Origin of the sequence: Coleofasciculus sp. H7-2 (assembly GCF_042747725.1) — a bacterium.
GTDB lineage: Bacteria > Cyanobacteriota > Cyanobacteriia > Cyanobacteriales > FACHB-T130 > FACHB-T130.
In genome coordinates, this window is the sequence record NZ_JBHZGO010000061.1 from 1 (window position 1) to 11946 (window position 11946).

General features: G+C 45.8%; 11 protein-coding genes. 8 read left to right on the plus strand and 3 right to left on the minus strand.

The genetic code is table 11. The features are described from left to right. The first annotated feature begins 174 nt into the window (after positions 1 to 174). Both ACFW2W_RS12955 and ACFW2W_RS12960 read left to right on the plus strand, forming a co-directional pair. Complete coding sequence (locus ACFW2W_RS12955) at positions 175 to 2331, plus strand: CHASE2 domain-containing protein (protein WP_378178372.1); 2157 nt, start codon at positions 175 to 177, stop codon at positions 2329 to 2331. A 654-nt stretch (positions 2332 to 2985) separates the two neighbouring features. Then, entirely contained in the window at positions 2986 to 3315 is a 330-nt protein-coding gene (locus ACFW2W_RS12960) for a hypothetical protein (protein WP_378178375.1), read from the plus strand. Between the two features lie 33 nt (positions 3316 to 3348). Here ACFW2W_RS12960 and nadB read toward each other — a convergent pair whose 3' ends face one another. Next, on the minus strand, positions 3349 to 5124 hold the full coding sequence (gene nadB, locus ACFW2W_RS12965) for an L-aspartate oxidase (RefSeq protein WP_378178378.1): 1776 nt from the start codon (positions 5122 to 5124) through the stop codon (positions 3349 to 3351). A gap of 225 nt (positions 5125 to 5349) precedes the next feature. Then, the gene (gene psbU / locus ACFW2W_RS12970; protein WP_378178381.1) at positions 5350 to 5784 is read right to left on the minus strand and encodes a photosystem II complex extrinsic protein PsbU; all 435 of its coding nucleotides are present in this window, start codon (positions 5782 to 5784) and stop codon (positions 5350 to 5352) included. A 239-nt stretch (positions 5785 to 6023) separates the two neighbouring features. Between psbU and ACFW2W_RS12975 the strand changes: the two genes are divergently transcribed. From ACFW2W_RS12975 to ACFW2W_RS13000, 6 genes are all read left to right on the plus strand, one after another. Continuing rightward, positions 6024 to 6662: a peroxiredoxin gene (locus ACFW2W_RS12975; protein WP_378178384.1), complete on the plus strand. Its 639-nt coding sequence runs from the start codon at positions 6024 to 6026 to the stop codon at positions 6660 to 6662. 163 nt (positions 6663 to 6825) lie between these two features. Beyond that, positions 6826 to 7410, plus strand: a complete 585-nt coding sequence (locus ACFW2W_RS12980) for a Uma2 family endonuclease (RefSeq protein WP_378178387.1) — start codon at positions 6826 to 6828, stop codon at positions 7408 to 7410. Between the two features lie 49 nt (positions 7411 to 7459). Continuing rightward, entirely contained in the window at positions 7460 to 8044 is a 585-nt protein-coding gene (locus tag ACFW2W_RS12985; protein WP_378178390.1) for a Uma2 family endonuclease, read from the plus strand. A 46-nt stretch (positions 8045 to 8090) separates the two neighbouring features. After that, entirely contained in the window at positions 8091 to 8675 is a 585-nt protein-coding gene (locus tag ACFW2W_RS12990) for a Uma2 family endonuclease (RefSeq protein ID WP_378178393.1), read from the plus strand. A gap of 46 nt (positions 8676 to 8721) precedes the next feature. Further along, entirely contained in the window at positions 8722 to 9306 is a 585-nt protein-coding gene (locus tag ACFW2W_RS12995; protein ID WP_378178396.1) for a Uma2 family endonuclease, read from the plus strand. 64 nt (positions 9307 to 9370) lie between these two features. After that, on the plus strand, positions 9371 to 10345 hold the full coding sequence (locus ACFW2W_RS13000; protein ID WP_378178399.1) for a cysteine synthase A: 975 nt from the start codon (positions 9371 to 9373) through the stop codon (positions 10343 to 10345). A gap of 55 nt (positions 10346 to 10400) precedes the next feature. Here ACFW2W_RS13000 and ACFW2W_RS13005 read toward each other — a convergent pair whose 3' ends face one another. Further along, entirely contained in the window at positions 10401 to 11159 is a 759-nt protein-coding gene (locus tag ACFW2W_RS13005) for a 4'-phosphopantetheinyl transferase family protein (protein WP_378178402.1), read from the minus strand. Between the last annotated feature and the right edge of the window lie 787 nt (positions 11160 to 11946).

Sequence of the window (11946 nt, forward strand, 5' to 3'; positions counted from 1 at the left end):
AGTCGCCCGCAATCTAGCTCTCAACCTGTATCGTGATTTAGGCTTTGACAACATGGCTCAAGCTCAGCGTCGTTGTGGGTTCAGCTTGAACCACTTGAAGTCAATCTTTAGAATGAAATAGCCCTGCGATGGTGTATACAACAAAATTGTTTGCATAATCCTGCAACCAGGTCGATGCTGAAAAAAAGTCTATGGGCAAGATTGAAGCAATGGCTTCAACAAGAGCGCAGAGTCCCGATCGCTTCGTCAGCTGTTGCAAGCTGCATCATTATCCTGCGGATGGCTGGGCTGTTTCAGTCTTGGGAGTTGGTAGCCTTAGACCAGTTGTTTCGTTTGCGTCCTCCAGAACCAATAGACGAGCGCGTGGTAATTGTCGAGATTAATGAAAAAGACTTACAGCAGGTGGGACAATGGCCCATTCCTGATGGGGTCATGGCAACTCTAGTCCAAAAATTAAATGCCTTCGAGCCACGGGTGATTGGTTTGGATATTTATCGCGATCTACCCGTACCACCCGGTCATGCAGAATTCATCAAAGCTGGTCAAACTATCCCTAACTTGATCGGGATTGAACTACTGAAACCGGAGAAAAGCTTGAGCGTCCCACCATCCTCAGTATTAAACCGTCTCAAGCAAGTTGGTTTTAATAATGTGGTCGTTGATGCTGATGGTAAGGTGCGCCGGAGCTTTTTATATGCACACGTAGATAATAAACTACATACAAGTTTTGCGCTCCAGTTGGCGTTGATTTATTTGAAGGAAAAAGGAATTACTCCGACTCCGTCGCGGGTGAACCCCGATTATCTACAGCTAGGGAAGGGCATCTTTCCAACCTTCAGGTCAAATGATGGCGCTTATGTGGCGGCTGATGCCAAGGGTTATCAAATATTAGCCAACTTTAAGCAACCCAATAGCTTTCAGATGGTTTCAATGATAGATGTTCTGGCAAATCGCGTACAACCCAGCCTTCTGCGCGATCGCATTGTTTTGATTGGTTCAACCGCACCCAGCCTTCAGGATTTTTTCTACACCCCTTACAGCAGCCGTCTCAAGCAAGGCGCACAAAGGATTTCAGGTGTCGAACTCCAAGCCAATTTTACCAGTGCAATCCTGAGCGCCGCCCTAGACGGACGCCCCTTAATCAACATCTGGCCCGATTTAGTGGAATCCTTGTGGATTTTGGTTTGGTCGTGGATAGGTGCCTATATCAGTTGGCGATTGCGTCTCCCTAGAAAGTCTGGTCTAAGTATTCTATTGGCTGGGGCTGGGTTGTTCGGTATTTCCTACCTCGCCCTTCTCGTCGGTTGGTGGATACCACTGATTCCTCCACTCCTGGGGCTTGTAGGATCTGCGATCGCGATCGTGAGTCATCTGGCTTATTTGGAGGAGGAGTTAAACCGCTCTAAAGAGTTTTTGCAGAAGGTGATTAATACCATCCCCGATCCAATTTTTGTCAAAGACAAAGAACATCGTTGGATTATTTTAAATCAGGCATATTGTAAATTTATTGGCTATCCTTTAGAAACTTTACTGGAAAAGTCTGCTTATGATTTTTTTCCTAAACATGAGGCTGAGGTTTTTTGGCAGCACAATGAGCAAGTGTTCCAAGGTGGTGAAGAGCAAGAAAATGAAGAAGAATTTACGGATATCTTTGGCACAACTCACCTAATCGCCACCAAGCGATCGCTCCACAAAGATGCTGCCGGTAATATCTTTTTAGTTGGGGTCATCCGAGACATCACTGAACGCAAGCGGATAGAAGAAGAGCTGAAGCAAACGGCGGCAGAGTTAATCCGTTCTAACGCCGAATTAAAGCTTTCAGAAGACCAAATGCGTCATCTGGCTTATCACGATCCGCTGACTGGTCTACCTAACCGCAAACAATTCTATGAACGCATGATTCAATCTCTAGAATGGGGTAGTAGTAATAATCAGTTGTTTGCTCTTTTGTTTCTTGATCTGGATGGCTTTAAGCAGGTTAATGACACACTCGGACATGACATGGGCGACTTGCTGTTGCGGATGGTTGCTCAACGACTCACGGGTTGCTTGCGCGGCAGCGATACCGTCTCGCGTTTGGGTGGTGACGAATTTACAGTAATTTTACCCGCAATTACTAGAGTGCAAGATGCTGCCAGAGTAGCAGAAAAGATTTTGTCAACCCTATCTCAGGCTTTCGTCCTCAACGGACATACTGTCGTTGTAACTGTCAGTATTGGTATTAGCACCTACCCTTTTAATGGCAATACCGTGGATACCTTAATTAAAAATGCCGACTCTGCTATGTACCGTGCTAAAGAACAAGGTCGGAATCGATTTGAGTTCTTCTGATACTATTTTTCTTTTGATGAGCTATTTGATCGCTATTAATCAATAAAATTGGAATTACTCATCAGTTTTTAGCCTGTTGCTACTAACTAATAATGAATAAGTAAGAACTAAGGATTGACAGTTCTCTATTCTTGCTTCCCGAAGATATATAGCAGGCATTTATAGAAGCAAGATCGGGTTTTGCAGCTTTTATAATACCATTTCACTTTATGCCTGCAACGGATACATCTATTGCCCCTCTTAAAAAGGGAGGCTGGGGGGATCTGATATGTAACCTGACAAAAGTGAAATGGTATAACACCATTCTGTCTTGAAAGCTTTGCTTAAAATTTGATAATTAATCCCCAAGACAGAGGCTTAATTATTTTTGATTTGATAATGCTCTTATCGAAACTACCAACGTAGAAAATATTAAGTTTGTTAGAAATTTCTGGATTGATTGCCAGGTGTATCGTTGAAAATACGGAACACTAAACTTGAAAATAAACGTTTAGTTGACCACTACCCAGAAGCGCCTGATATTCCCGGAAAATCGCTGGAACAACTTCAATAACCCTTGTTATGCGTACTTTTGCAAATTATAACTTTACATAATCTTTGTATAAGCTCAAGTTTTTATGAAGAGAATGTAAAGAAAAAGATTTGATAAAGGTAGTGGTTACTGAGGTTTTCAGTGGATATACTGATAATACTGGCACTCCCAAAAGTGGCATTCCCAAAAGTCTAGGAACTGTAACGGGTGTTATGAGTAATTACTTTCGACTCACAGGAACAGCAACTTTACTGATTGGATTGCAACTGTTCAGCCCCCAGATGGTGTCTGCCAGAATCGCCCCCAATCTTGCCAACAACAGCCTGTCTAACAGCTTCTGGAGCGCTACTAAGACCCATAATTTACTAAAGTCTGGTGGGGAAGCGAAAGCATTTCAACCGAAAGATAACGGTCCCCCCGGTGGTGATGGAACGGGTGCGGGAACGCGCTGAACCAGGTAAAGGTAAAAAGGTTAAATGAGCTGTTTAGTTTTGCAGTGGTGGAGATTTCCACCAATGGTTTTGTTGAACTAAGGTGTGGACTTGCCAGCTTGGCGAGGTTTGAGGGAAGTCAGTTCGGTAGTGTCCGCCTCGACTTTCTGTGCGAAAAGCAGCACTTTTGAGAATCAGATACGCTACATCTAGTAAGTTGTGAGTTTCTCCCCAAGTTCGCAGTTGCTGGTCGGCATCGGTTAAGTCGAAACTAGCACTCTGACCGGGGATTAAATTCATCAGGTACTGACTCAGAGACAGGGCAGCAAATTCTTGTTGCCAAACTTCGATTTGAGCGATCGCATTCTCTAAAACCACTTGCGATCGACAAATTCCAGCACTTTGCCACACTAAGCGCGGTAACTCTTGCCGTAAAGCTTCAATTTTGTCTCGCTCTATAGGATGACAGATGAAGGATGAGGGATGAGAGGGAGTCAAAGGGGAAATTTCTCCCATTCTCCCACTCTCCCCTTTTTCCTTGGTTTTTTCATCCTTCAGCTTTCCTGCTTCATCCTTTCGAGTCTTTCCTTCTTCCTTCTGGCTGCTTTCTAAATAAGCCAGTTGGGCACCAAACACCAAACATTCCAGCAGCGAATTACTGGCGAGACGATTGGCACCGTGAACGCCAGTACTGGCTGTTTCCCCAATCGCATATAAACCGGGAATCGAGGTGCGATTCATCAGATCGCTGGCGATGCCTCCCATCCAGTAATGGGCAGCTGGCGCAACCGGAACGGGTTCGTGAAAGACATCAATTCCCCACCGCTGACACACCTGGATAATGTTAGGGAAACGGTGGCGAATCTGTTCTTCTGGAATTGGGCGCAAATCCAAGAAAACGTGACCTGTAGCTATTTCGTCGGCAGCGATTTGCTGTAAGTGACTGAAAATCGCCCGACTGACCACATCTCTAGGTGCAAGTTCACCGGCTGGATGGTAATCAAAGGCAAATCGTCGTCCTTGGGAATCGACCAGATGAGCGCCTTCCCCCCGGACTGCTTCGCTAATCAAAAAACGAGGCGCACCCGGCTTGGTGAGGGCTGTAGGGTGAAATTGGACAAATTCTAAGTCTCGCAGGATAGCCCCGGCACGCCACGCGATCGCTACCCCATCTCCCGTACTTACCGATGGATTTGTCGTTTGAGCAAATACTTGACCGCCGCCACCTGTCGCCAGCACCACCGCACCCGCCCTTACCCAGCTAATCTGATTTTGGTAAACCAGGCAAATTCCCTGGCACTCGCCAGTTTCAGAATTGAGCCACAGACTCAGCGCAAATGCTTTGGAGATAACCTGGATATTCTGGCGGCGCAGCACTTGTTCGGTTAAGGTACTAACCATTGCTCGACCAGTTGTATCGGCAGCATGAAGCACGCGGGGACGAGAATGAGCCGCCTCTAAGGTCAAAGCTAGATGGGTTCCTTTGCGGTCAAAGGCGACGCCCATATCCACTAGCGAATCAATGCAGCGGGGTGCTTCCTCTACAAGAAACTGTACGGCTTCTTGGTTACACAAACCCGCGCCTGCCCGCATTGTATCCTCAACGTGCAGCGAAGGCGAGTCTGCCGGGTCGATTGCTGCCGCGATGCCGCCTTGTGCCCAGTCGCTGGCAGAAAGGGGCAGAGTATCTTTTGTAATCAAACCAACTTGATACGAGTCTGGCAAACAAAGCGCTGCATAAAGTCCTGCTGCACCAGCGCCTACTACCAAGACATCAAACTGGATGGGTATTTCCTGCTGGGGTAAAGATTCTAAGCTTATAGGGTTCAACGATAAGTTCCTTAATACTTCCACTCATAATAAATAACCCACTCCATTGAGGAGTGGGTGATGAAAACGAGTCGTTAGGGGCGAATGTTATTTTTATGGTCTAGATTCTGAGTGTACGGTGAGTTTAGCTCACCCGACTTGCGGAATCTTTTCCTTGATAGTCACGACTCAGCACGATTAGCCAATCGCTAAGTTTATGCTCAAAGGGCTATAGCAATCAGCACTTTAGTAGTAGCCGTTGTTATAGCGATCGCCACCTTCCACGAAGCTTGATTCTATTTCCGTCACCGTGAATTTATCCAGGTTAGCTTGGAGCCGTTCTTTTTGGCTGTCACTCAGCCCTGGAATTTCCAGGACATCTTCTACCTTCTTGTAAGGTGCATTATCGACAACTTTGCTAGCCAGAGTGGGGTATAGCCCTGGATATTGCCGAAACGCTCGCACGTTGGTATTGTTCAAGTCAATCTTTTTCCCAAACTCGGTGGCTAGCTTATCGTCCGCCCGATTCCGCAGGGGTGCCTCGACTGCTGCCAACACTGATGAAGAGTGCAGTGCCACACCCGTCAAATCGGCTGCAATAGCGCTTTTGGGCAGCCCCATCCATCCCAAGCAGCTCACCAACATAGCCAACACTGTCAGCAGACGAACCAATGGTTTCATAAACTTAAATCCTCCTGACACAGCATGATTGAGGGTACCATGTCCTCAACTATTAGTTTAATTTTTGTTTTCTATCCTCTCATCTTATTACCTCTAGGTACCCACTCCACCTCGATGGAACAATTGGAAGTTGGCTATTTTGCCCAAATCTTAATAAAGAGCTAAACTCCGACCGGGAAACTGGGGTTTTGTGGCAAGATAGAAGATTGTTCCTCAAGGTAGTTCACAGGAAATCGTATATGGTTCTTAGATTAGGCGACCAGGTACCCGACTTCACTCAGGATTCTACAGACGGCAAAATCAACTTTTATGAGTGGGCTGGCGATAGCTGGGTAGTGCTATTTTCTCACCCCGCAGACTTCACGCCCGTTTGCACCACAGAACTTGGCGAAGTCGCCCGTCTCAAGCCAGAATTTGACAAGCGCAACGTTAAGGCGATCGCCCTCAGCGTCGATGATGTTAATTCCCACAAAGGCTGGGTTGGTGATATCGAAGAAACTCAGAATGTTGGTCTTAACTACCCCATTCTGGCAGATCCGGATAAGAAGGTTTCTGATCTTTACGATATGATCCACCCCAACGCCGCCAACACCGTCACGGTAAGATCGGTCTTTGTCATCGATCCCAAGAAGAAACTGCGTCTCACCTTCACCTACCCCCCCAGCACCGGACGTAACTTCGATGAATTGCTGCGGGTAATTGATTCGCTGCAACTGACGGATAACTACAGCGTAGCCACTCCAGTTAACTGGAAAGAGGGAGACGATTGTGTAATCGTTCCTTCACTTAAAGATCCGGAAGTGTTAAAAGAGAAATTCCCTAAGGGGTACACCGAAATCAAGCCTTACCTGCGGATGACTCCCCAACCGGACAAATAGTTTTGAGTGGGTAAGTGAGCGATCGCTCACTAGACAATTAACCATAGCCTGATGGGTTGAACGCTAATCATCCGTCAGGCTATTTTCATGAGTTTGGGTGAGCCAACAGTAAAATTTTGTAGTAGGTAGGTATTGCCACTCTAACCGATCGAGGAAATCCAGAATGCTTTCTTCTCCCCTAGTTGTGCGAATTCCGCCATCAATGCTAATGACAGACGAGCAGTTTTTTGAGTTGTGTCAAGTTAATCGTGACTTACACATTGAACGTAATAAAACTGGAGAAATATCAATTATGCCCCCTACTGGTTCAGAAACAGGAAACCGAGATGCCAGAATCATCCAGCAGTTGATGAATTGGGCAGATGAAGACGGAACTGGCATTGCCTTTTCTTCAAGCACGGGATTTATTCTATCAACGGGTGCAGAAAGGTCGCCGGATGCTTCGTGGATGAAACTAGAAAGATGGAATACATTATCGCCAGAACAACAACAAAAATTTGCCCCCATTTGCCCAGATTTTGTGATTGAACTGATGTCACCTAGCGATAATTTAAAGCCTTTGCAAGAAAAAATGCTCGAATACAGGAGCGAGGCAGGATTCCAGCTAGGTTGGCTGATTGACCGGAAAAACCGCCAAGTTTATATTTATCGTCCCGGTCAAGAAGTGGAATGTCTAGACAATCCCGCAACTGTAAGTGGCGATCGCGTTTTACCTGGATTTGTCCTCAATATGAGTAAAGTTTGGTAAGAGTCGATGCAGGCGATCGCTGGGTGTAAAAAAAGTGAGGAAATAAATTATGCTGTCATCTCCGATTGTTTTGCGGATGCCATCAGAATTTCAAATGACAGAGGAGCAGTTTTTTGAGTTCTGTCAGATTAACCGCGACTTACGCATTGAGCGTAATCAATTTGGAGAAATATCAATTATGCCCCCCACAGGCTCAGAAACTGGAAACCGCAACTTTAATATAGCTTTGCAGCTAGGAATTTGGGCAGAGCAAGATAAAACGGGTATCTGTTTTGATTCCAGCGCCGGATTTAAGCTATCAACAGGTGCAGAAAGGTCGCCTGATGCTGCGTGGATGAAACTGGAACGCTGGAATACATTATCGCCAGAACAACAACAAAAATTTGCCCCCATTTGCCCAGATTTTGTGATTGAACTGATGTCACCTAGCGATAATTTAAAGCCTTTGCAAGAAAAAATGCTCGAATACAGGAGCGAGGCAGGATTCCAGCTAGGTTGGCTGATTGACCGGAAAAACCGCCAAGTTTATATTTATCGTCCCGGTCAAGAAGTGGAATGTCTAGACAATCCCGCAACTGTAAGTGGCGATCGCGTTTTACCTGGATTTGTCCTCAATATGAGTAAAGTTTGGTAAGAGTCGATGCAGGCGATCGCGTGTAAAAAAAGTGAGGAAATAAATTATGCTGTCATCTCCGATTGTTTTGCGGATGCCATCAGAATTTCAAATGACAGAGGAGCAGTTTTTTGAGTTCTGTCAAATCAACAGTGACTTAAGCATTGAGCGTAATCAATTTGGAGAAATATCAATTATGCCCCCCACAGGCGGAACAACAGGCAATCGTAGCGGTAGTATATTCGGAGAGCTATATATTTGGGCAAAGCAAGACGGAACGGGTATTTGTTTTGACTCCAGCACGGGATTTAAGCTATCAACAGGTGCAGAAAGGTCGCCGGATGCTTCGTGGATGAAACTTGAAAGATGGAATGCTCTGTCTCCAGAACAACAGGAAAAATTTGCTCCCATCTGTCCAGATTTTGTAGTGGAACTTAGGTCGCCTTCTGATAATCTTCAGCCTTTGAAGGAAAAAATGCTCGAATACATGAAGGAAGATGGAGTACAACTAGGCTGGCTGATTGACCGAAAAAACCGCCAAGTCTATATTTATCGTCCCGGTCAAGAAGTGGAATGTTTAGAGAATCCCGCAACTGTAAGTGGCGATCGCGTTTTACCTGGATTTGTCCTCAATATGAGTAAAGTTTGGTAAGAGTCGATGCAGGCGATCGCTTGTAAAAAAATTGAGGAAATAAATTATGCTGTCATCTCCGATTGTTTTGCGGATGCCACCAGAATTTCAAATGACAGACGAGCAGTTTTTTGAGTTCTGTCAGATTAACCGCGACTTACGCATTGAGCGTAATCAATTTGGAGAAATATCAATTATGCCCCCCACAGGCTCAGAAACAGGAAACAGAGAAGGTAATTTATTTGGGCAGCTATGGGTATGGTCAGAACAAGATGGCACAGGTATAACTTTTAGTTCCAGCACGGGGTTTATTCTATCAACGGGTGCAGAAAGGTCGCCTGATGCTTCTTGGATGAAACTGGAACGCTGGAATACATTATCGCCAGAACAACAACAAAAGTTTGCCCCCATTTGCCCGGATTTTGTGATTGAACTTAGGTCAGCTTCGGACAACTTAAAGCCTTTGAAGGACAAAATGCTCGAATACGCGAGTGAGGCAGGATTTCAGCTAGGTTGGCTAATTGACCGGAAAAACCTCCAAGTCTATATTTATCGTCCCGGTCAAGAAGTGGAATGTCTAGACAATCCCGCAACTGTAAGTGGCGATCGCGTTTTACCTGGATTTGTCCTCAATATGAGTAAAGTTTGGTAAGAGTCGAGTCCTACTACCGCGATAAGCCAAAATTTTTATAAGGAAGAACTTAGGTAATTTCAGTATGGATATCAAAAAGGGTTTTGTAGAAACAGTTGGCAACACGCCGCTAATCCGCTTAAACAACTTCAGCGATGAAACAGGTTGTGAAATCCTGGGAAAAGCAGAATTTCTCAATCCAGGCGGTTCTGTGAAAGACCGCGCTGCACTTTACATTATTGAAGATGCCGAAAAAAAAGGCTTGCTCAAACCTGGCGGTACAGTCGTTGAGGGAACCGCTGGGAACACCGGCATCGGTTTAGCTCATATTTGCAACGCCAAGGGCTACAAATGCCTGATTATCATCCCAGATACCCAGTCCCAAGAAAAGATGGATGCTTTGAGGACGCTTGGCGCAGAAGTCCGTCCCGTTCCAGCCGTACCTTACAGCAACCCCAACAACTATGTGAGGCTCTCCGGCAAAATTGCGTCTGAGATGGAAAACGCGATTTGGGCGAATCAATTTGATAACTTAGCGAATCGACAAGCGCATTATGAAACTACCGCTAAAGAAATCTGGGAACAAACGGACGGTAAAGTTGATGCTTGGGTTACAGCCACGGGGACTGGCGGCACCTTAGCTGGTGTAGCGATGTACCTGAAAGAAAAAAATCCTGCTGTTAAAACCGTCTTAGCAGACCCGATGGGTAGCGCCCTCTACAGTTATATCAAGACGGGTGAAACGAAGAGTGAGGGCAGCTCAATTACAGAAGGGATTGGCAATAGCCGCGTCACCGCCAACATGGAAGGCGTACCCATAGACGATGCTATCCAAATTGATGACACTGAAGCTGTGCGGGTTGTCTACAGACTGCTGAGAGAGGAAGGACTGTTTCTGGGTGGCTCCACAGGAATTAATGTGGGAGCAGCAGTAGAACTCGCTAAGCAGATGGGGCCAGGTCATACGATTGTGACCATCCTCTGCGATAGCGGCGCTCGTTATCAGTCGCGGCTGTTTAATCGGGAATGGCTGGCATCGAAGGGACTTTCACCAGATTAGAAAGGCAGCAGAGGGGAGGCGGTGAGAATTTTCACCGACTACCTACCCTCAGCACTTAGTAGTTTTTATCTAACCATTGCCAGCATCTGGTGCAAGTGCCAGTTCCTTCCACAGCAAGAGCGGCTACGTAGTCGAGTTCCGGTTTCAGTTCCTGGAGTGACCAGCGATCGCTTTCTATGCGATCGCCTTCAATGCTCAGCAGCATCGCTGGTTCCCCTGGAGCCAGCGTTACCTCAATTTGATCCAGAGGTCGAGCCAGTCCTTCTCCAATTGCTTTTAGATAAGCTTCTTTGCGAGTCCAAGCGTTTAAAAATGCTTCCTGCTTCTGAGAAGCAGGTAAGGCACGCAAAACGGCATTTTCTCGCGCCGAAAAGAATCGTTTAGCGATCGCTTCAACTTCGGCAACAGAACGAATATATTCAACATCGACACCGATCTGGCGATCGCGTGTTATTGCATACAGGCAGATATCCTGAGAGTGAGATAAATTAAAACGAAGGCTACTTTCTCCGTGTGTTGCCGCCAGCGCTGGCTTGCCACGGGAGCCATAGCAAAATTGCACCTCGACTGGATTGATTTCTAAGTAGTAACCCAGAATTGTCCTGAGCAGACTCCGCCCGACGATGAAACGCTTCCGATCCCGCTCAAAGTAGAAACGCTCGGCTCTTACTTGCTCATCTTCAGAAAGTATTTGTTGCAGATGCTGAACGTGAAATGCCGATTGGTCGAGGGAAGCACGCCAGATATGGACATCATTGCTCGATAGCACTAAGTCGGTTGGTGGAGGAAGCCACACACAATCAATATCAGTCATCAGTCTGAGCCATCAATCTAAGCCTGCGATCCAACTCCAACGCTGCGCCATTTTGAGTCCGGAGAATTACTGAAGGAAAGCTTCTGTCTCAGCGTGCCATCAACACTGAAACCGAACAAGCTGACAAGAACTCTTAAGCATTTTCTCGGACTCGATCCAATACAGTTTGCTTAACTCTCTTTCTTTTCTAGGAGACGCGATTCGCGCTGCTAAAGCTGCTAAAGCTGCTAAAGAAGTCTGGCTCTCCGACTGCGCCCTCTGCATTATACTTTCACGCATCAGAACGCACCAGAGCGCTTAGATTGGCACTGCTTGCCTTCACCGGGTATTTCTCCTTGCTTGTGGTGCGGAGGTAAGCGATACGCCAAGGACGCTACGGGTAGATTTGTCGAGAAGTAACCTATCCCTTATCCTTTGAAAAAACTAGCTACTCTGAGTAAGTATAGCCGTCTCTATTTTTTGTAAACAAAAATACACTTTGTCGCAAATTTGTTATAAATCTTGACAAATATATAAAAAATTTATATATCGCTTATAGCTAATACAAGGCGTAGTCAAAAAATTGGCTGAATATAGATTTCAGAAAGTTACCTCAGCATAGGCTTTCGGCTCCTTACCAGTAAAGGGGTTCAGCTCTTTTTGCCATCTGACAAGCTATAACCCTCTTCTGTCACTTTCCGGGATAAGCAAGTAGTAAATAAGCTAAATTATCCAGAAGCATAACCAGGTTTAAATTGATTCATTGCTGCAATTAAATGATTGAATCCCAGCAATAAATGTGAATTAT